The organism is Stenotrophomonas sp. SORGH_AS_0321 (assembly GCF_031453215.1).
Taxonomy (GTDB): Bacteria; Pseudomonadota; Gammaproteobacteria; order Xanthomonadales; family Xanthomonadaceae; genus Stenotrophomonas; species Stenotrophomonas chelatiphaga.
Genome location: NZ_JAVIZG010000001.1, coordinates 1,339,089 through 1,359,151, shown reverse-complemented (window position 1 = coordinate 1,359,151; position 20,063 = coordinate 1,339,089). Strand labels below are relative to the sequence as shown.

Here is a 20,063-nt window from a genome sequence, read left to right as displayed (position 1 = left end):
ATGGCTCGGCGCTACCGGTCAGGGACGCCGCCGGGCAGCGCGCGGCGCCACCGGGCAGGAGCACCGCTGGCATCACGCCTGGGTGCCACCTACGGTGAGTCCATCGATCAGCAGCGACGGCTGGCCTACGCCGACCGGCACGCTCTGGCCATCCTTGCCACAGATGCCGACGCCCTGGTCCAGTGCCAGGTCGTTGCCGATCATGCGCACTTTCTGCATGGTTTCCGGTCCGTTGCCGATGATCGTGGCGCCCTTCACCGGCGCGGTGATGCGGCCGTCTTCGATCAGGTAGGCCTCGGTGGCCGAAAACACGTACTTGCCGCTGGTGATATCGACCTGGCCGCCGCCGAAGTTCACTGCGTACAGGCCCTTCTTCACCGAGCGGATCATTTCCTGCGGATCATGTTCACCGGCACGCATGTAGGTGTTGGTCATGCGCGGCATGGTCAGGTGCGCGAACGATTCGCGGCGGCCGTTGCCGGTCGGCGCCATGCCCATCAGGCGGGCGTTGAGTGAATCCTGCATGTAGCCGACCAGGATGCCGTCTTCGATCAGCGTGGTGCACTGGGTGCGCTGGCCTTCGTCATCGATGTTGAGCGAACCGCGCAGGCCTTCCAGCGTGCCGTCATCGACGATGGTCACGCCCGGCGAAGCCACCCGTTCGCCCAGGCGACCGGCATACACGCTGGTGCCCTTGCGATTGAAGTCGCCTTCCAGGCCATGGCCGACCGCTTCGTGCAGCAGCACGCCCGGCCAGCCCGGGCCGAGCACCACCGGCATCACGCCGGCCGGTGCGGGTACCGCGTCCAGGTTCACCAGGGCCTGCCGCAGTGCTTCGCGGGCGAACGCTTCCGGCCGCCCGCTGCTGAACAGTTCGGTGTAGTCATAGCGACCGCCGCCACCGGAATAACCGGATTCGCGACGGCCGTTCTGCTCCACGATCACCTGCACGTTCAAGCGCACCAGCGGGCGGATGTCCGCGCCCAGCACGCCGTCGCTGCGGGCGATCAGGATCGTGTCCACGCCGCCGGACAGGCTCACCATCACCTGCTTCACGCGCGGGTCGGCGGCGCGCAGGTAGGCGTCCAGCCGCTTGAGCACTTCCACCTTGGCTTCGTTGCCCATGCTGTCCACCGGATCCAGTGCCGGGTACAGCGCGCGCGCATCACCGCGCAGCAGGGACTTGCCGGTCTGCGCCCCACCCTCGCGCGAAATCGCACGGGCCGACTGTGCGGCGTTGGACAGCGCATCGCGGTGGATGTCATCGGAGTAGGCGAAGCCGGTCTTCTCACCGGAAATCGCGCGCACGCCGACGCCTTGTTCGATGGAATGCGCACCGTCCTTGACGATGCCGTCTTCCACGCTCCAGCTTTCGCGGCGGGCGTGCTGGAAGTACAGGTCACCGAAGTCGATGCCCGGGCCGAGCAGGTGGCCGAAGGTGTTTTCCAGGGTGCCGGCGTCCAGCCCGGCGGGCTGCAGCAGGCGGTCGGTGGCGAGGGTCAGGGCGTTATCGGTCATGGTGTTCAATCTGGGGGCGAAACGCGGCCATGGCAAGCCGCGTCACGCAGGGGGGGAGAGCCGACGCGCTCAGCGCGCGGTCGGCTTGGGCGGCGGCGGCACGGACGCATCGCGCTCCACCACCTCCACTTTCGGGTCTTTCCAGGGGCCGGTGACGCGGTAGGTCTTGGCCCCGATTTCGCCCAGCGGCTTGGACAGCACCGCATTGGTGGCCGCGCCCAGTGCCGCGCCCACCGGGCCGCCGGCCACTGCGCCGACGACCGTCAGCAGGTTGCCCGAGCGCGGGTTGACGTCGATGGTCTGGTCGAACTGCTGCGCGCGCAGGTCGGTACGGCCACGGATGCGGATGTTGGCGGCCGGACCTTCGATCATCACCTTGTCGGTGGTGGCCGAGCCGTCGGCGAAGGCCAGCGTGCCGCCGATCTGGTTGAACGCAAAGCCCTTGGAGAAGAAATCACGGAAGTCCAGCATCAGCCTGCGCGGCAGCTGGGTGATGCTCAGCAGGCCGAGCACGCGGCCGGCGCCCGGCTCCAGTTCCAGCAGCTGGCCGTTGCGCGCATCGACTTTCAAGCTGCCCTGCAGGTTGCCCAGCTGGAAGTCCGACGGCCCGCCGGCCCAGGCGGCCTGCAGGTCGATGCTGCCCTGCCCGCCACGCAGCTGGCCACCGTAATCCAGGTCGCGCAGCAGGTCGCCAAGGTCTTCGCTGCGCACCTGCGCGGTGAGGTCCGTGCGCGCCGCAGGCCCCTTGCCCAGCCAGCTGCCACGCACGTCGATGGCCTGTTTCGGCGAACGGAAATCGAGCTGCTGCACGCGCAGCCCGTTGGCGACCGGCTGGGTGCGCACCACCGCCTGGCCAAGACTGATCTTGCCGAACTGCAGGTCGGCGATGTCCAGCGACAGCGGCGGAATGGCGGCAGGATCGGTGTCGTTTGCGCTGGCCTGCACGCGCGCGGCCATCACCTGGCCATCGGGCATCACGATCGGCGCACCATCGCGCGGACGCGGCTGCACCGGGCCCGGCAGCGATTTCCAGTGCACGCGCTGCAGGGTGCCGCTGATGGTGCCGCCACTGGCGTTGGGCACCTGCAGCTGGCCGGCCAGCGAAGGGCCGTCCAGGCGCACGTCAAGGTACGGGGCGGTCGGCCGCAGCTGCAGGCGGGTCTGTTCGAACACCCCGCCGATCAGCAGCAGCTGGGCCACCTGCACATCCACCGAGCGCAGCGGCATCGGGTCGCTGGGCGTGCCGTCGCCCTTGCCATCGCCGGCCGAACCACGCGCCAGCGATATCCATTCCAGTGCATCCAGCGAGCCGCTGCGGCCGTTGACCGCCAGCCCGCTGGGCGGCGGATCGCGGTCCACCCGCGCACTGCCCAGCGTGACCTGCACGCCGGTCTGGCCCTGCTGGGTGCGCGCGGCCAGCGCCAGGCGCTCGCCGAAGGCCACGTCGATGCGCCCATCGCCCATCGGCAGCTGCGCCGCCACGCGGGTATCCAGCGCCTCGGCGGCCGGCTTGTCCAGCGGCGCCGGCAGGCTCAGCGTGGTGCCCACCAGGTTGGACTGCAGGTGCAGCCGCGCCGGCGGAGTGGCAGCCGCCGTACCGCCCGCTGACGGCGCCGCAGCCACCGCCTTGGGCATGTCCACGCCGATCTTCCAGTCCGAACGGCCTTCGATATAGGGCTTCAGCCAGGCCATGTCCGGGGCGCGGTCCAGCAGCGTGCCGGCGTCCAGGTTGGCGTCCAGTTCCGATTCGAAGGCCAGCTGCGGATCGCGCACGAAGCCGCCAGCGCGCAGGCTCAACGTGCCCGGCGCGCCGAGGTGGCGCACGCTGAGGTTGTCGGCCCCGAAGCCGCCACCGGCGTACTTCGCGCTGCCGCGCACGTCCTCGAAATCCAGCGCATAGCGCTTGTCGGACAGCTTCACGCCATCCAGCGCCACGCTGCCCTGCAGGTGCCCGGGCTGGCCCGGATGCAGCGGCTGCAGCAGGTCGAAATCCACGTTCGCCGGGCCGCTGGCGCTGAGCGCATCCAGGGTGTCGCCATACTGCCCGTGCAGCGGACTGCGCCGCAGCATCGCCAGCAGCCGGCTGGCTTCGCTGCGGCTCTGCGCACGCACGTACAGCGGGGTCTCACCGAAATCCTCGATGCCCGCTTCCATCGCATTCACGTTGACGCCGGCCAGGTCGCCGCGGCCCTTGAGCGAGAAGCCCGGACCGATGAAGGCGATGTCCGCGTCCACCTGGGTCATGTCCGGCCAGGTCTTCTGGAAACGGATGGTGCCGTCCTCGATATGCCCGGTGGCCTCGAAGCGGCCGTTGTTGCGGTCGAACGGCCAGTCGTCCAGGTCGCCGGTGACCAGCCCGATGCCGTTGCGCACGCGGCCGGACTGCAGCGCGGTGTCCAGCCAGTCGCGCGCGTTGGCGCTCATCTTCGAACGGATCCAGAAGCGCTTGGCTGCGGTCATCGGCACATCGTCGATCTTCGCCGCCAGCTGCATCCACGGCCGCGTGCCGTCGCCCTGGAACCACAACCCGCCGCGCACGTCGGCCGCATAGTCCGTGCCCTGCACGCGCAGCGCCGGGGTGCCGATCCGCCAGCCACCGGCCTCGTCATGCCAGCCCACCACTTCACCGACCAGGCGCACGTCATGGCGCACGCCGAAGCCCTTCGGCCAGTCGAACTGCAGTTGCTTCTGCGGCTGCAACTGCAGCGAGAATCCTTCGGCATCGCCCTGGAAGCGGCCGCCCACGCCGGCCAGTCCCGGCCCGCCATCCACGCTGGAAAACGCCAGCGTTTCCAGCTCACCCTGCACCCACAGCGCACCGTTGCGTTCGCCGCGCGCCTGCAGCGAACGCACGCGCACCTGCGGGTGGGCGCGGTACAGCCAGTCACGCAGACCGGCATCGACCCGATCGGTCAGTGCCAGTCCGCGCAGCAGCACATTGCCATCCACGTTGTCGGCGACCAACGCCATGTGCTGCCCGGCACCGACCAGCAGGCCGTCCAGCACCTGTTCGCGGCCATCGGCACGCACCCGCAGCAGCGGCGCCTGTGCACGCCAGCCGCCTTCGCTGTAACGCCAGCGCGCGCGCATCTGCAGGCGCTCCACTTCCAGCGTCGGCCGCGCCACATGGGCGGTGGGTGCGCCGGACAGGTGCAGCGCGGCCAGGTCGGAATCGGTGGTGACCATCACCGGGCGGAAGTCACGCAGGGCCACCCAGGCATTGAGTTCACCGCGGCCCTGCAGCACCTGCACGCCGGCTCCGGACAGCAGCGACGACCACGCCTGCAGGTCCACTGGATCGCCGCCCAGCCAGGCCTCGCCGTTGCCGTGGCGGCGGTCCACGTCCAGCACCGCCGACAGCGGCAGCGCCTCTTCGTCGGCCCATGCCCGCACGCCGACGCGCAGGCGATCGCCGTTGACCCGCAGCCGCACGTCCAGCCGCGGCAGGGTCGCCTGCAGCCCGATCGAAGGCGCATCGACGGTCAGCCGGCCACGTTCGACCTGCAGCTCACCGAGCCGCCGCAGCGCATCCAGCGGATCACCGCCCGGCCGGCTCGGCAGCCCGCGCACGCTCCAGCGCCCGTCGTCGGCACGCTGCAGGGTCAGCGCCAGCCCACGCAGGCGCAGTTCGGTCAACGAACGCCCCGGCAGCAGGCCGGCATACATCGCCACCTGCACTTCGGCCTGGCCCACGCGCAGTCCCTCGCCGGCGCCGATGCGCAGGCCATCGAGCTGCAGCAGCGGGCCACGCCGAGTCCACTGCGCCTTCAGGTCATCAAAGCGCACCGGCTGGCCGGCACGTGCGCTCAGCCAGGCGGCAATCTGTTCCGGATGGCGCTCAGCCAGCGGCAGCAGCTGGCTGAAGGTGCCGACCAGCAACGCCACCGCCACCAGGGTGATCGCGCAGGCGTACAGGGCAAGACGGCGGATCCTTCGCAGTCGCAGGCGCGGCGGCGCGCTCATCGGCCCTGGCCGGCAACCGGCCGGTAAAGATCAGAGCAGGACCACATCGAATTGTTCCTGCAGGTACTGGTCGTCCGCCTGGAAGCGGATGCTCTTGCCGAGGAATTCCTCCAGCTCGGCAACGGCGGTGGATTCCTCGTCGGTGATGCGGGCCACCACCTTCGACGAGGCGATCACCAGCAGGCGCGCCGCCTCGAACTGGCGCACCGCCCGGGTGATCTCGCGGAAGATTTCGTAGGTGACCGTTTCGGTGGTCTTGATGCTGCCGCGGCCGCTGCATTGCGGGCAGGTTTCCGACAACTGGCGCTCCAGGCTTTCCACCGTGCGCTTGCGCGTCATCTCCACCAGGCCCAGCGGCGAGAAGTCGTACACCGTGGTCTTGGCATGGTCGCGGGCCAGCGCTTTTTCCAGCGTTCGCAGCACCTGGCGGCGGTGCTCGGCGTCCACCATGTCGATGAAGTCGATGATGATGATGCCGCCGAGGTTGCGCAGCCGCAGCTGCCTGGCCACGGCCTGCGCCGCTTCCAGGTTGGTCCGGTAGACCGTTTCTTCCAGGTTGCGCTGGCCGACGAACGAACCGGTGTTGACGTCGATGGTGGTCATCGCTTCGGTCTGGTCGATCACCAGGTAGCCACCGGATTTCAGCGGCACCTGCTTGTCCAGCGCGCGGCCGATCTCGTCCTCCACCCCGAACATGTCGAAGATCGGGCGGTCGCCGGCGTACAGTTCCAGCTTCTCGGCCAGCACCGGCATGTACTTGGCCACGAAGGCCTGCAGCTGCACGAAGGTTTCCTTGGAATCGACCTTCACCTTGTCCACGTCCTTGCGGATCAGGTCGCGCACCGAACGCAGCGGCAGGCTCAGGTCTTCATAGATCACGCTGCACGAGGCGGCTTCGCGGCCACGCCGCTCCACCACGTTCCAGACCCGCGACAGGTAAGCCACGTCCTCGGCGATCGCTTCGGCCGGCTGGCCTTCGGCGTTGGTGCGCACGATGTAGCCGTAGCCGCCGTGCTGGGCCGACAGCTCGGTCACCAGCGCCTTCAGCCGTGCGCGCTCGCCTTCGTCTTCGATGCGCGCCGAAACGCCGACCACCTTGGACTGCGGCAGCAGCACCATGTAACGCGAGGGGATGCTGATCTGCGTGGTCAGGCGTGCTCCCTTGGTGCCGATGGGGTCCTTGACCACCTGCACCACGATGTCCTGGCCGTCACGCAGCAGCTCCACGATGGGCACGCTGGACGGCGGCGGCAAGGTGGTGCCGTCGGTGTCCGGACTGGCCACCGGGGCCGGCCGCACCACGTCGTTGGCGTGCAGGAACGCGGCGCGCTCCAGCCCCACTTCAACGAAGGCGGCCTGCATGCCGGGCATTACCCGCTGCACCTTTCCCTTGTAGATGTTGCCGACCACGCCGCGGCGCCAGCCACGTTCGATGTGCAGCTCCTGCAACATGCCGTTCTCGATCACCGCTACCCGGGTTTCGCGGGGGGTTACGTTGACCAGTATTTCTTCAGACATGTACGGCAGCCTCCGTGGCGGCAACAGGGTGGGAAGGCAAGCCGGCGCCGGCCAGCAGCCGGTCGGTCTGGTACAGCGGCAATCCCATCACGCCGGAATAGCTTCCGGCCAGGTGGGTGATGAAGCGCTCTGCTTCTCCCTGGATGGCATATGCACCGGCCTTGCCGAACGGCTCGCCGGTGGCCACGTAAGCGGTGATACGGGCATCGTCCAGCGCCGCGAAGGTGACCTCGGACACCACCACGTCCACCGACAGGCCGCCGGCAGCGGCCAGCACCACCGCGGTCATCACCTGGTGGGTGCGCCCGGACAGCGCGGCCAGCATGGCGGCGGCATCGGCGGCGTCGATGGGCTTGCCGAACACGCGCTCGCCCAGCACCACTTCGGTATCCGACCCGACCACCACGGCATCCGGGTCGCTGGCCAGCACCTCGGCCAGGCCGGCGCGGGCCTTGTCGCCGGCCACCCGCTGCACGTAATCACGCGGACTTTCGCCGGCAGCGCGCACTTCGGCGACGTCCAGGTCCAGGGTCTGGAACGGACGGCCAAGGCGGGCAAGCAATTCACTGCGGCGGGGGGAGCGGGAGGCAAGATAGAGCATCGACACAGCATACCCTGCGCGCAGCGCCTGAATCGCAGGCAACGCCACGCGGTTTCCGGCAACCCCGTTCCGGCTCACAACGCGTTCATCCCTTCGCCAGCAACCTCGATGGCCTTCAAGGAGATCTCCATGCGTCGCCCCGTCCTTTCGCCCCTGCTGCTCGCCCTGTCCCTCGCCCTGGGAGCTTCCGTGACCGCTCAAGCCGCCGTACCGGCCCCCGCCATCGCCCCGGTGGAAGGCACCCTGCTCAACGTATCGGCCAACGCCGAAGCCAGCCGCGTGCCGGATATCGCCACGCTGTCCGCTGGCGTGGTCACCCAGGCCGTGGATGGCAACACCGCCATGCGCGAGAACGCGCAAAAGATGGACACGGTGCTGGCCGCGATCAAGGCCGCCGGCATCGCCGAGCGCGACGTACAGACCAGCGGGGTGAACCTGAGCCCGCAGTACCGCTACGCGGAAAACGAGGCGCCGAAGATCACCGGCTACCAGGCCAGCAACACCGTCAGCCTGAAGGTGCGTGACATCGCCAAGCTGGGCAAGGTGCTGGACGCGCTGGCCGCGCAGGGTGCCAACCAGATCAACGGCCCCAGCTTTGAGATCGACCAGCCGGAACCGGTGTATGACGAAGCCCGCCTGGCCGCGCTGAAGAAGGCCCAGGCACGTGCACAGACCTACGCCAGGTCGCTCGGCCTGCAGGTCCGCCGCATCGTCAGTATTTCCGAAAGCAGCGGCGGCGGCTTCCGCCCGGTGATGATGCGCGCAGCCGCCGCGCCGATGGCCGCCGACATGGCCAGCACCCCGGTGGCCGCCGGTGAGACCACCGTGTCGGTGAACCTGGACGTGGTGTTCGAACTCGGCCGCTGAGGCCATGGCAGTTGGGTGACGACCGCCCTTGGTGGGTGACGACCGTTGGTCGTCACTGTTTTCCAGTCGCCCTCCGCTTTACCTGACTCGTAACCAAACGAACGCGCCTGCCCGGCTGGGCAGGCCGCGCTTGCCGCGCTATTGCTGATCCACCGGCACCCACCGGCCCCGATGACGTCCCCCTGCTGGCTTGCATGGAGGTGAACCATGGTTCGTACGTACCCGGCAGTCCCGCTCCGCTTCGACCCCGCCCGCATCGCTGCATGGAGCACCGCCATCGCGCTGCACGTGCTGGCCTTCATGCTGCTGGTCATCCCCGCCGCCTACGTGGCCGCCCCGCTGCCACGTGAAGCCCCGCAGGTCCGCTGGATCACCCCGGACAAGCCGCTGCCGCCCACCCCGGTGCCACCGGAAGTCGTGCAGAAGGTCGCGCCGCCGCAGACCGTTGTGAAACCCCAGCCGACGCCCCTGTCCACGCCCACCACCGTCACCGAACAGATCCCGGCCTACGCCGTGCCCGCCGTAGAACCCCAGCCCGCCCCGGTGCCCAACGTTCCTCTGCTGACCGGTACGCCCACCAGCAGCGGCCCCGGCGCACAACTGCGTTACCGTTCGGCCCCGCCGCCGGCGTACCCCATCGCCGCCCTGCGCGGCCGTGAACAGGGCACCGTCCTGCTGCGGGTGGAAGTCAGTGCCGAGGGCCGCCCCACGGCGGTTTCCATCGAACGCAGCAGCGGTTCGCGTGCGCTGGACCTTGCTGCGCGCCAGCAGGTACTGCGCCAGTGGCGATTCGAACCGTCCATGCAGGACGGCGTGGCCACATCATCGGTGGGCCTGGTGCCGATCGAGTTCTCCTTGCCAGAGTAAGGCGCGACCGGGGGTGACGGCGGTCGCCCCCGGTCCCGCTTGCTGACGCACGTCACAAAGCGGTCCCGATTAAGCAAAATTTCACTCTTGCGTCACCTGAAAGAAACCTAGATTGGCGACATCGCGGGGCAAGGGGGCCTGCGGCAGGACACGCCACTACGTATTCCCAGTCAGGAGAGAGCTGTGAAATACCCGACCCTTCCACGTGCAAGCCGCCGCACGTCGCTTGCCACGTCCATCACCCACATCCTTGCCGGCAGCGCGCTGCTGCTGGCGGCCGCCGGATCCACCACTGCCTTCGCGCAGGACCCGGCCACCAACCTGGACCGGATCACCGTCACCGGTTCCAACATCCCGCGCACCAATACCGAAACCCCGTCGCCGGTCCAGGTGGTCACCCGCCAGGAGATCGACCGTACCGGCAAGACCACGGTCGCCGAATACCTGCAGACCCTGACCTCGGACGGCTCCGGCTCCATCCCCAAGACCTTCGGCAACGGCTTCGCCGGCGGCGGCGCGGGCATTTCGCTGCGCGGCCTGGGCGCCGGCTCCACCCTGGTGCTGCTGAACGGGCGACGCATGGCCACCTACGGCTTGGCCGATGACGGACAGAAGGTCTTCACCGACCTCAGCACCATCCCGCTCGATGCCGTGGAGCGCGTGGAAGTCCTGAAGGACGGCGCGTCGGCCACCTATGGTTCGGACGCCATCGCCGGTGTGGTCAACATCATCCTGCGCAGCGACTTCGAAGGCGTGATCCTGCGCGGTTCCTACGGCCTGTCCGGTGACAGTGACGGCGATGCGCGCAAGGCGACGCTGACCGCCGGTACCGGCAACCTGTCCGAAGACGGCTGGAATGCCTTCGCCAGCATCGACGTGGGCAAGTCCGATGGCATCCGGGTCAGCGACCGCCGCAACCGCGACTGGATCGGCACCGGCGACCTGCGTCGCTGGGGCTACAGCGCCGGCGGCAGCCAGTTCCTCGGCGGTTCGATCACCGGCAACGGCAGTGGCGGCGGCAACTCGCCGACCGGCAGCATCTTCAACCCGACCACCGGCCTGCTGGAATCGCTGCCGGGCTGTTCGGGGCTTTCCAGTGTCGCCCCGCAGGATCCGGGCGGTGGCTGCCTGTGGGACATGGCCGACTACCGTGACCTGAGCCCGGAAGAGAAGTACGTCAACGTGTTCGGACGTGCGACCTTCGCCTTCAACGACAGCGCTGAGGCGTACGTTGAAATGGGCTACTCCAAGAAGGAAACCACCTTCAACAACACCCCGTCCAACGTGTCCGGTGCATGGGGTTATCCCGGTGGCCCGGTCAACGCCAACAGCGGCCCCGGCGCCACCGTGCTGGCGGTCGGGCATCCTGACAATCCGTACGGCGAACCGGTGCGCGTGCGTTACAACGCCTTCGATGTCGGCCCGCGCGTGACCAACAACGACAACGAGTTCATCCGCTTCCTGGCCGGGGTCAAGGGCACCTGGGGCGAGTGGAGCTACGACACCGGCTACCTGCATTCGTCCACCAACCTGGTCAACAAGCGCGATGGCTTCCTGCGTTACAGCGCAGTGCAGTGCGTGCTGGGAAACCTGGCCTGCCCAGCCGGCGTATGGAACATCGGTGCCGGTTCGGAAGGCAATCCGCAGAGCCTGTACGACTATATTTCCCCGACCATCCAGGCCACCGCCAAGAGCAGCCTGGACATGTTCGACTTCAAGGTGAACCGCTCGCTGATGGACCTGGCCGGTGGCCCGCTGGGCCTGGCGCTGGGCACCGAATGGCGTCGTACCACCAACAGCCTGTCGCCGCAGACCTACACCGACACCGGCGACATCATCGGCCTGGGCTTCTCGTCCTATGACGGCACCCAGAACGTCTACGCCGCGTATGCCGAACTGGCCGCACCGGTGCTGGAATCGTTGGAACTGACCGCCGCCGCCCGCTATGACAAGTACGAAAGCGGCGATGATTCGGTTACTCCGAAGGTCGGCTTCAAGTGGACCCCGATCGACTGGATCGCCGTGCGTGGTACGTATGCCGAAGGCTTCCGTGCGCCCAACCCGGCCGAGAACGGCGACGGTGGCCTGGCCGCCTTCTCCAATGCGCTCGATCCGGTCCGCTGCCCTGGCGGCACCCCCGCCCCGGGCGGCACCCAGGATGATTGCGGGCAGCAGCCGGTGGCGATCATCACTCGCCCCAATCCGCTGCTGGAAGCGGAAGAGTCCAAGAGCTACTCACTCGGCATCGTGCTGCAGCCGACCCGCACTACGTCGATCACGGTGGACGCATGGCGGGTCAAGCGCAGCAATGAAATCGCGCAGGGTTCGACGGCCGATGCCATCGCCTCAGGCAACGTGCTGCGCGATACCGACCTGCTCAATGGGGTGCCGGGCACCGGCTCGATCCTGGCCATCAACACGAACTACGTGAATGCCAGTGCTTCGAAGGTTGAAGGTATCGATACCGATATCCGCCAGGACATCCCGCTGGGCACCGCCGGCGACCTGCGGCTGGACCTGCAGTGGAGCCACACCAGCAAGTTCGAGCGTACCGAGGGTGACACCACCCACGAATACGCCGGCACCCACGGCAACTGCGATGTCACCAACTGCATCGGCACGCCGAAGGACCGCATCAACTTCGGCGCCACCTGGAATTACCACGACTGGTCGGTCAGCGGCATCGTCAACTACATCAGTTCGATGGACAACCTGGCCGAAACGGGCGGCACCAAGGAAGACGACTGCCTGAACTTCCGCGCCGATGGCAGCCCGGCCCCGGGCAACTGCGAGGTCGCTTCGTTCACCACCTTCGATCTGTCGGCCAACTGGAAGGCGATGGATGGACTGGAGATCTTCGGCTCGGTGGCAAATGTCTTCGACCGCACCGCACCGCTGGATCCGGCCACCTACGGCGGTATCAACTACAACCCACTGCACTTCAGCGGTGCCATCGGTCGTTACTTCACCGTCGGCGCGAAGTACACGTTCAACTGATCGGCTTCACTGTGTGATGTGACCAAGCCCGGGCCTCGTGCCCGGGCTTTTTTTTCGTGGACGGTGACGCGCTCCGCCGAGCACGGCTCGGCGCTGCCGGGGCACTAAGGGTCAGGGCTGGATTTCAGCCAGCGCGCGGCGCAGCGGTGCGTCGGACACCTGGATCGGTCCATGGAAGGGGATGCTCATGTCCAGGACGAAATACACCGACGTGGCGATCAACGCGGCGGACACCAGGAACATGCCGACCACCATCGGATTGTGCGGCGCGCGATAACCGAAGCTGCCGTAGATCAGCGTCAACCATGCCATCAGCATCCAGATGATCAAGCGCGGCACGCTGGCTTCGGACTGCTCGACAATGCTCCAGCGCTGGCGCACCACGGTCTGGTACTGCTGCCGCGCATCGGCGAGCAGGCCTTCGTGGAAACGATCGGCCGGCGCGATGCGGTCCAGCGCTCCGCCGACCTGGTCCAGCGCGTTGGCTGCCGGGCTGCGCTGGTGGGCCAACGCATCGTTGCCGCGTGCGGGATGGGCGATCGCCACCTCGATGTACTCGACCAGCCGTCGGCGCGTCTCGTCGGTCTCCACGCCGTAGGTGCGCAGCGAGCGGTCGAACATGATCAGGCTGGTCGAGAACGCGTGCACGTTCGAATCGATGGTTTCGAAGGTGTTCTTGGAGGAATTGATCAGCAGGCCGAACACCAGCGAGGTCATCACCACGAAGATGTTGGCGACCAGCCGCAGCACGGTATTCGTCTCGTCATCCCGGTGCCGCGCCGACAGGCGCGGATACACGAACATCATGCCGATCGATGCCGCACTCAGGCAGGCAAACACGACCACCGCTGTCATGATCTCGCCCATCGTGACGCTCCAGCCATCAGATGGAGGGCAGCATGCCACATAAAAAAAACCCGCATCTCGCGATGCGGGTTTTCAAAGTGGCGCCCGAAGTTGGACTCGAACCAACGACCCCCTGATTAACAGTCAAGTGCTCTAACCGGCTGAGCTATTCGGGCAGACGACCAGTATAACGACTCTTCACGCGCGATGGTAGGGGTGGTTGGCCAACATCGCCGCGGCGCGATACAGCTGTTCGGCAACGACCAGCCGCACCAGCATGTGCGGCAGGGTCAATGGGCCGATCGACCATTTTTCATCAGCCAGCGCAGACACTTCCGACGAATGTCCTTCCGGGCCGCCGATCAGGAACGCCAGGTCCCTGCCCTGCCCGCGCCAGTGCTCCAGCCGCTGCGCCAACTGTTCCGAGCTCAGCTGTCGCCCGGGAACGTCCAGCGCCACCACGTAGGCATTCTTCGGCAGCGCGGCAATCACCCGCTTGCCTTCGTCATCGGTCGCGCGGCGCGCATCGCGGCCCTTGCCACGCAGGCCCGGTTCGATCTCCACCAGTTCGAACGGCAACCAGTGCGACAACCGCTTCTGGTATTCGGCAAAGCCCTGCGCCACCCAGCTGGGGGCGCGTTCACCGGTGGCGATCAGTCGCGCTTTCATCAGGCATCCTCATAACGTCCAACGGCGCCATCGGCGCCGTCGGGGGTACAGCACAGGCAGCAGGTCGATCAGACCTCGTCGTCCTGGCCTTCTTCTTCTTCGTGCTGGCGACGCTGGTCACCGACCGTCCACAGGCGCTCCAGCGCGTACAGTTCGCGCACGCGCGGCAGCATGACGTGGACCACGACATCGCCCAGGTCGACCAGCACCCATTCGGCTTCGCGCTCGCCTTCAACGCCCAGCGGCATCATGTCCAGCTTCTTGGCGAAGCGGACCACTTCCTCGGCGATGGACTTCACGTGACGCGACGAAGTGCCCGAGGCGATCACGAAGTAATCGGCGACGCTGGACTTGCCGCGTACGTCGATGGTGACCACGTCCTTGGCCTTCAGCTCTTCGGTGGCGTCGGTCACACAGGCCAGCAGCTGCTCCACGGAGGGCGGCGGGTTGGGCAGTTCGACCTTGATGGTCTGGGGTTGGGGCTGGTTGCTCAAAGCGGGTCGACTCGATAAACGTAGGGGGGATTATACGTGGGACCGGCGCCGGAGGCATTCACCGGGTTCAGCCCCCATGCGGACAGGCGCTGGCCCTACCTGGAGCTCCCCCGATCCCTGATGACGGCCCGCCGATGGCCGAGCCGATGATGGTGGCGCGCTCGTTGCGCGCGCGCTTTCCATGACCGGAGCATCACCATGAGCCTGCTTGCCACCTTCGTCGTCGCTTCGGGAATCGCGCTTGGCAACGCTGCGGCGCCGGCCCAGGCGCCGGCGGCGCCTGGAGGGGATCCCTGCCCTGGCTGCCTCACCTGGCGGTGCGATACGCACGGAAGCTTCCACCTGCCCTTGGCAGTGAAGGAGCCCGATCACAAACAGGCCGTCCTGCGCGCCCTGTATGAGCATACCCGCGCCAACTCAAGCGGCGAGGTTCCCGCGTGGGTGACGTGCATCACAACGGGCGGATGACAGCCGCCCGATCGCGGGATCACACCCCGTAAAGTCGATGTTCGGCGATGTACTCAGCCACCGCCGGGGGTACCAGGGAGTGCCACCGCCCTCCGGCGGCGATGCGGGCGCGGACCTCGCTGGCCGACTCGCTGCGCAGCGGCTGGCGCAGCCGCAACACGCGTCCTGCCGGTACCTTGTGCAGATCCTGCGGCCGGTCGGTCCAGCGTCCCTGCAAGGCCTCGCCCAGCGTGCCCTCCACCACCTCGGGCAAGCTGCTGCCCGGGCGCTCGGCGACGATGAAATGGGCCAGCCCGAACAGGGCCTGCCAGCGATGCCAGGCGGCCAGCGACAGCAGGCTGTCTGCCCCCACCAGCCACGCCAGCGGCGTATCCGCGCCGAACGCCTGGCGCAGTTCGGTCAGGGTATCCACGGTATAGGACGGCCGCCCGGACTGGCGGGCCGCGCGCTCCAGTTCGAGGCGGTCCAGCTGCAATCCGGTCTCATCGGCCAGCGCCAACCGCAGCATCTGGCAACGCTGTTCGGCACTGGCACCGGGCGCGGGACGATGCGGGGGGTCGGCGGCCGGCATCAGGTGTACCGGCGCGGCAAGCACATCACGTGCCGCGCGGGCAATGGCAAGGTGCCCGCTGTGCACCGGATCGAACGTACCGCCGTAATAGACGCGAAGGCCCATGGCCAGCGCTCAGGCACGCGCCAGCAGGCGTACCGCGCGTGCTTCGGACACCGCCACCAGCAGGCGCTCCAGCGCCAGCCACGGGTCGCCATCGGCGCGCCCCTTGGCAATGCGATCCACCAGCCCGGCTTCGGCAACGAAGCGCTCCCAGCGTTTGGCTTCGGGGTGCCGCTGCAGCGCGCGCTTGTACGGCGCCTGGCGGGACTCCCAGATGCCGCGTGATTTCATTTCCGCAGCCAGATTGCCGCCCCGCGCCTGCACCTGGGCCAGCGCGGCGCCGGCCAGCAGTTCGCGGATGACGATCGGCATCAGCGCCGCCACCGCTTCGCCTTCGGCGCGCAGCCCGGCGACCATCCGCAACACCGCGGTGGACTGGCCGGAGAAGGTCGACTCGACCAGCCGGAACACGTCATAGCGGGCCGCATCGGCCACCAGCGCGTCCATTTTTTCCACGTCCAGCACCTGGCCGGATTCAACCAGCAGGGCCAGTTTGTCGATTTCCTGGGCGGCCGCCAGCAGGTTGCCTTCCACCCGCTCGGCCAGCCGCTGCACCGCGTGTGGATCGGCACGCAGGCCCTTGCCGCGCAGGCGGCGCTCGATCCATTCAGGCAGCTCGTGCGGTTTGATCGCCCATGCCACCGACGTCACCCCGGCACGGCCAACCGCATCGGCCCACTTGCCCTGGTGCGACTTGCTCCATTCGTTGGCGGTGATCAGCAGCACGACATCCGGCGGCGGCGAGGCGCAGAAGTCACTGATGACCTCGGCGCCTTCCTTGCCCGGCTTGCCGTTCGGCAGTCGCACTTCGATCAGGCGGCGCGCACTGAACAGGCTGGGTGCGTTGAACCCTGCCTGCAGGCGTCCCCAGTCGAAATCGCGCCCATCGGCATCGAATACTTCGCGTTCGCTGATGCCCTCGGCGCGCGCTTTCGTCCGCACCGCATCGGCCGCTTCCAGCACGCGCAGGGTTTCAGGCCCGGCGATCAGATAGACAGGGGCCAGCGGCTGGCCGCCACTGGTGCTGGCCAACTGCTCCGGGCGCAGTTCCATCCGGGTGCCGGCTCAGTCCTGGACCGGCGGGCTGGCCGGTTCGGGGACGGGCCTGGCGGTCGGGAGGGTGGTCTGGATGGCTGGCACGCCGGCCGGCGCCGGACCCGCCGGAATCACCTGGCCATCGACCGCTTCGACCGGGGCGGAAATGCTGCGGCCTTCGCGCAGTTCATTGCGCACCACGCTGTCGATGCGGCGGATGATCGAGGCCGACATGTCGCGGCGCAGCTCATCGGCGAGGATCTCGCGCTCGGTGGTGGTACCGGTGGCGTCGGTCGGCGGGGACACGTAATCGCGCGACAGCTCGATCACCTGCTGCGGGACCAGCTCGCTGCCGTCTTCGCGGCGGAAGATGAAGATAACCGCGTAACGCAGGCTGTATTCCTGCGCACGGCCCTGTGCGTCGATGGCGATCGGCAGGTCACCCCAGCGCTCGGACAGCACCTGCAACTGCGCGGCCGGCGCGGTCGAGTCGTCGTCGGCCAGGGTCGCCCCGGACGCCAGCAGGCTGCGCCGCAGCAGCTTGGCCAGCTCGCTGTAAGGCGCGGTGGAGACCACTTTCACTGCTGCTGTATCGGCCGGCAGCATCAGCTTGTTGCGCATGTGGAAGCCGCAACCGGCCAGGCCGAGGGCGACGAGAAGGGCAAGCAGGATTCGGGTCATGGACACAGTCTGTAGTAGCCGGGCGGCTGCGGCAATACAGCCTGCCCGATGAGGCGTGAATGACGGTTGATCATCGGGGTCTCGGGAAGGCGGTGGCGACCCACGGTCGCCACCCACCCGGCGCTGGCTGACCCAGCGCCGCTGGCGCGACCGACCGACCGGTCGGCCGGCCGGCCGGCCGGCCGGGATCAGCCGACCACGATGTTCACGATCTTGCCGGGCACGATGATGATCTTGCGCACCGCCAGGCCCTCCATGAACTTGGCCGCGTTCGGTTCGGCCACCGCCAAGGCTTCGATCTGCTCGCGCGCCGCATCGGCGGCGACCTCGATCGTGCCACGCAGCTTGCCGTTGACCTGCACCGCCAAGGTGAGTGCATCGCGCACCAGCGCGTTTGGATCGGCCTGCGGGAAGACCTGGTCTTCCAGCAGGGTCTGGCCGTGGCCCAGCACCTGCCACAGCGCGTGGCTGGCATGCGGGGTGATCGGGTTGAGCATCAGCACGATCGCCTGCAGGGCTTCGTGGCGCACCGCGCGGCCCTGCGCACTGGCGTCATCGAACTTGGCCAGCGCGTTCATCAGCTCCATCACCGCGGCAATGGCGGTATTGAAGCTGTGGCGGCGGCCGTAGTCGTCGCCGACCTTGCCGATGGTTTCGTGGGTCTTGCGGCGCAGCGCCTTCTGGCCGGCATCCAGCGAGGAGGCATCCAGTGCCGGGGCGGTGCCGTCGGCGGCGTGCTTGTGCACCTGCGCCCACAACCGGCGCAGGAAGCGCGCCATGCCGTCCACGCCGGCTTCGTTCCACTCCAGCGACTGTTCCGGCGGTGCGGCGAACATCGAGAACAGGCGCACGGTATCGGCGCCGTACTTGCCGACCATGGTCTGCGGGTCCACGCCGTTGTTCTTCGACTTGGACATCTTCTCCGTACCGCCGACCACGACCGGCTGGCCGTCGGCCACCAGGGTGGCGCCGGTGATGCGGCCACGCTCGTCGCGCTGTACGTCCACGTCGGCCGGGTTGATCCAGTCCTTGGACCCGTCCGGATTGGCGCGGTAGTACGTTTCGGCGATCACCATGCCCTGGCACAACAGGTTGCGGGCCGGTTCGTTGCTGTCCACCATCCGCGCGTCACGCAGCAGCTTGTGATAGAAGCGGAAATACATCAGGTGCAGGATCGCGTGTTCGATACCACCGATGTACTGGTCCACGGGCAGCCAGTAGTTGCCGCGCTTGTCCACCGCATCGCGTGCACCCGGGGAGGTGTAGCGGGCGTAGTACCAGCTCGATTCCATGAAGGTATCGAAAGTGTCGGTCTCGCGCTCGGCCGCGCCGCCGCAGTCCGGGCAGGTGGTCTTGCGCCATTCCGGATCGGTCTTGATCGGCGAACCGGTGCCCGAGAAGGCCACGTTCTCCGGCAGCACCACCGGCAGTTGTTCTTCCGGCACCGGCACCGCGCCACACTTGTCGCAGTAGATCACCGGGATCGGGCAGCCCCAGTAACGCTGGCGGCTGACGCCCCAGTCGCGCAGGCGGTAATTGACCCGGCGCTGGCCCTGGGCCTTGCGCTCGAAACGTTCGGCCAGCGCTTCAAAGGCGCCCTGGAAATCCAGGCCGTCGAACTCGCCCGAATTGACCAGCTCGCTTTCACGGGTCTTGTCGCTGTACCAGTCCTGCCAACGGCTGGCGTCGTACGCGGTTTCGTCCTTGCGCAGCGCCTTCAGCGCGATGACCTGGCGGATCGGCAGGCCGTATTTGTTGGCGAATTCGTTGTCGCGCTGGTCGTGGCCCGGCACGGCCATGACCGCACCGGTGCCGTAGCCCATCAGCACGAAGTTGGCCACCCATACCGGCACCTGTTCGCCGGTCACCGGATGGATCGCCTTCAGGCCGGTATCCATGCCGCGCTTTTCCTGGGTTTCCAGTTCCGCTTCGGACACGCCGCCCTGCTTCAGGCCGCCCAGCAGCTCGGCCAGTTGCGGATTGGTGCTGGCCGCATGCAGCGCCAGCGGATGTTCACCGGCGATGGAAACGAAGGTCACGCCCATCACCGTATCCGGGCGGGTGGTGAACACGCGCAGCGGATCCAGCGTATTGCCTTCGGCATCGCGTACGGCGAACTGGATCTCCAGCCCTTCCGAGCGGCCGATCCAGTTGCGCTGCATGGTCTTGACCGATTCCGGCCAGCCGTCCAGCTCGTCCAGTCCGTCCAGCAGTTCCTGCGCGTAATCGGTGATGCGCAGGAACCACTGCGGGATCTCGCGCTTTTCCACCAGCGCACCGGAGCGCCAGCCGCGGCCATCGATGACCTGCTCGTTGGCCAGCACGGTCTGGTCGATCGGGTCCCAGTTGACCACCGCGTTGCGCCGATAGGCCAGGCCCTTGCGCATCAAGCGGGTGAACATGCGCTGCTCGTGGACGTAATAGTCCGGATTGCAGGTGGCGAACTCGCGCGACCAGTCGATGGCATAGCCCAGCGACTTCAGCTGGCTGCGCATGTGGTCGATGTTCTTGTAGGTCCACTTGGCCGGCGCGGTCTTGTTCTTGATCGCGGCGTTTTCAGCCGGCAGGCCGAAAGCGTCCCAGCCCATCGGCTGCAGCACGTTGTGCCCGGTCATCCGCTTGTAGCGGCTGATCACGTCACCGATGGTGTAGTTGCGCACATGGCCCATGTGCAGCGCGCCCGACGGGTACGGAAGCATCGACAGGCAGAAGTACTTCGGCTTGTCCGAGGTCTCGTTGACTTCGAAGGCACGGGTACCGTCCCAGTACTGCTGGGCGGCGGATTCAACCTGCTGCGGGTCGTAGGCGTTGGGTTCGACGCTGGTCATGGAACACACAAGTGCGGCGGCAAAGCGGCACAGGGTAC

15 protein-coding genes and 1 tRNA gene are annotated in these 20,063 nt (G+C 67.6%); 4 read left to right on the top strand and 12 right to left on the bottom strand.

Annotation, left to right across the window (positions count from 1 at the left end; genetic code table 11):
- Positions 1-72 precede the first annotated feature (72 nt).
- From tldD to QE373_RS05810, 4 genes are all read right to left on the bottom strand, one after another.
- Positions 73-1,518 carry a metalloprotease TldD gene (tldD, locus tag QE373_RS05825; RefSeq protein ID WP_057508761.1) on the bottom strand — a complete coding sequence of 482 codons (1,446 nt, stop codon included), beginning with the start codon at positions 1,516-1,518 and terminating at the stop codon, positions 73-75.
- Between the two features lie 69 nt (positions 1,519-1,587).
- Positions 1,588-5,481, bottom strand: coding sequence for a YhdP family protein (locus QE373_RS05820; protein WP_309684519.1), 3,894 nt, complete (start codon positions 5,479-5,481; stop codon positions 1,588-1,590).
- A gap of 30 nt (positions 5,482-5,511) precedes the next feature.
- A complete protein-coding gene (gene rng / locus QE373_RS05815; protein WP_042612244.1) occupies positions 5,512-6,999 on the bottom strand; it encodes a ribonuclease G in 1,488 nt (495 codons plus the stop codon).
- Positions 6,992-7,600, bottom strand: coding sequence for a Maf-like protein (locus QE373_RS05810; RefSeq protein ID WP_309684512.1), 609 nt, complete (start codon positions 7,598-7,600; stop codon positions 6,992-6,994). Before QE373_RS05810 ends, rng begins: the two co-directional genes overlap by 8 nt.
- Before the next feature lie 129 nt (positions 7,601-7,729).
- Here QE373_RS05810 and QE373_RS05805 point away from each other — a divergent pair, with 129 nt between their 5' ends.
- The 3 genes from QE373_RS05805 (at position 7,730) to QE373_RS05795 (ending at position 12,331) form a co-directional block, all read left to right on the top strand.
- Positions 7,730-8,467, top strand: a complete 738-nt coding sequence (locus tag QE373_RS05805) for an SIMPL domain-containing protein (RefSeq protein ID WP_057508798.1) — start codon at positions 7,730-7,732, stop codon at positions 8,465-8,467.
- A gap of 207 nt (positions 8,468-8,674) precedes the next feature.
- A complete protein-coding gene (locus QE373_RS05800) occupies positions 8,675-9,334 on the top strand; it encodes a TonB family protein (protein WP_309684505.1) in 660 nt (219 codons plus the stop codon).
- A gap of 183 nt (positions 9,335-9,517) precedes the next feature.
- A complete protein-coding gene (locus QE373_RS05795) occupies positions 9,518-12,331 on the top strand; it encodes a TonB-dependent receptor (RefSeq protein ID WP_309684503.1) in 2,814 nt (937 codons plus the stop codon).
- Between the two features lie 111 nt (positions 12,332-12,442).
- Here QE373_RS05795 and QE373_RS05790 read toward each other — a convergent pair whose 3' ends face one another.
- The 4 genes from QE373_RS05790 to rsfS form a co-directional block, all read right to left on the bottom strand.
- Positions 12,443-13,198 carry a hypothetical protein gene (locus QE373_RS05790; protein WP_309684500.1) on the bottom strand — a complete coding sequence of 252 codons (756 nt, stop codon included), beginning with the start codon at positions 13,196-13,198 and terminating at the stop codon, positions 12,443-12,445.
- Positions 13,199-13,276: 78 nt separating this feature from the next.
- Positions 13,277-13,353, bottom strand: a tRNA-Asn gene (locus QE373_RS05785).
- A gap of 22 nt (positions 13,354-13,375) precedes the next feature.
- Entirely contained in the window at positions 13,376-13,846 is a 471-nt protein-coding gene (rlmH, locus tag QE373_RS05780; protein ID WP_057508755.1) for a 23S rRNA (pseudouridine(1915)-N(3))-methyltransferase RlmH, read from the bottom strand.
- Positions 13,847-13,914: 68 nt separating this feature from the next.
- Complete coding sequence (gene rsfS, locus QE373_RS05775; protein WP_042612238.1) at positions 13,915-14,340, bottom strand: ribosome silencing factor; 426 nt, start codon at positions 14,338-14,340, stop codon at positions 13,915-13,917.
- Positions 14,341-14,538: 198 nt separating this feature from the next.
- On the opposite strand from rsfS, the gene QE373_RS05770 reads away from it, so the two are divergent.
- Complete coding sequence (locus QE373_RS05770) at positions 14,539-14,808, top strand: hypothetical protein (RefSeq protein ID WP_309684493.1); 270 nt, start codon at positions 14,539-14,541, stop codon at positions 14,806-14,808.
- A gap of 19 nt (positions 14,809-14,827) precedes the next feature.
- On the opposite strand, the gene nadD is transcribed toward QE373_RS05770, so the two are convergent.
- The 4 genes from nadD to leuS all read right to left on the bottom strand — a co-directional run bounded on the left by nadD (position 14,828) and on the right by leuS (position 20,025).
- The gene (nadD, locus tag QE373_RS05765) at positions 14,828-15,484 is read right to left on the bottom strand and encodes a nicotinate-nucleotide adenylyltransferase (protein WP_309684489.1); all 657 of its coding nucleotides are present in this window, start codon (positions 15,482-15,484) and stop codon (positions 14,828-14,830) included.
- Positions 15,485-15,493: 9 nt separating this feature from the next.
- A complete protein-coding gene (gene holA / locus QE373_RS05760) occupies positions 15,494-16,534 on the bottom strand; it encodes a DNA polymerase III subunit delta (protein ID WP_309684486.1) in 1,041 nt (346 codons plus the stop codon).
- Between the two features lie 12 nt (positions 16,535-16,546).
- Positions 16,547-17,197 (bottom strand): LPS assembly lipoprotein LptE, encoded by a 651-nt coding sequence (gene lptE / locus QE373_RS05755; RefSeq protein WP_309684484.1) that lies wholly within the window; start codon positions 17,195-17,197, stop codon positions 16,547-16,549.
- 188 nt (positions 17,198-17,385) lie between these two features.
- On the bottom strand, positions 17,386-20,025 hold the full coding sequence (gene leuS / locus QE373_RS05750) for a leucine--tRNA ligase (protein ID WP_309684480.1): 2,640 nt from the start codon (positions 20,023-20,025) through the stop codon (positions 17,386-17,388).
- Positions 20,026-20,063 lie beyond the last annotated feature (38 nt).

Coding starts and splice junctions, on each gene's coding strand:
- tldD (WP_057508761.1), bottom strand. CDS start 1,518: ATGACCGATAACGCCCTGACCCTCGCCACCGACCGCCTGCTGCAGCCC.
- QE373_RS05820 (WP_309684519.1), bottom strand. CDS start 5,481: ATGAGCGCGCCGCCGCGCCTGCGACTGCGAAGGATCCGCCGTCTTGCC.
- rng (WP_042612244.1), bottom strand. CDS start 6,999: ATGTCTGAAGAAATACTGGTCAACGTAACCCCCCGCGAAACCCGGGTA.
- QE373_RS05810 (WP_309684512.1), bottom strand. CDS start 7,600: ATGCTCTATCTTGCCTCCCGCTCCCCCCGCCGCAGTGAATTGCTTGCC.
- QE373_RS05805 (WP_057508798.1), top strand. CDS start 7,730: ATGCGTCGCCCCGTCCTTTCGCCCCTGCTGCTCGCCCTGTCCCTCGCC.
- QE373_RS05800 (WP_309684505.1), top strand. CDS start 8,675: ATGGTTCGTACGTACCCGGCAGTCCCGCTCCGCTTCGACCCCGCCCGC.
- QE373_RS05790 (WP_309684500.1), bottom strand. CDS start 13,198: ATGGGCGAGATCATGACAGCGGTGGTCGTGTTTGCCTGCCTGAGTGCG.
- rlmH (WP_057508755.1), bottom strand. CDS start 13,846: ATGAAAGCGCGACTGATCGCCACCGGTGAACGCGCCCCCAGCTGGGTG.
- QE373_RS05770 (WP_309684493.1), top strand. CDS start 14,539: ATGAGCCTGCTTGCCACCTTCGTCGTCGCTTCGGGAATCGCGCTTGGC.
- nadD (WP_309684489.1), bottom strand. CDS start 15,484: ATGGGCCTTCGCGTCTATTACGGCGGTACGTTCGATCCGGTGCACAGC.
- holA (WP_309684486.1), bottom strand. CDS start 16,534: ATGGAACTGCGCCCGGAGCAGTTGGCCAGCACCAGTGGCGGCCAGCCG.
- lptE (WP_309684484.1), bottom strand. CDS start 17,197: ATGACCCGAATCCTGCTTGCCCTTCTCGTCGCCCTCGGCCTGGCCGGT.
- leuS (WP_309684480.1), bottom strand. CDS start 20,025: ATGACCAGCGTCGAACCCAACGCCTACGACCCGCAGCAGGTTGAATCC.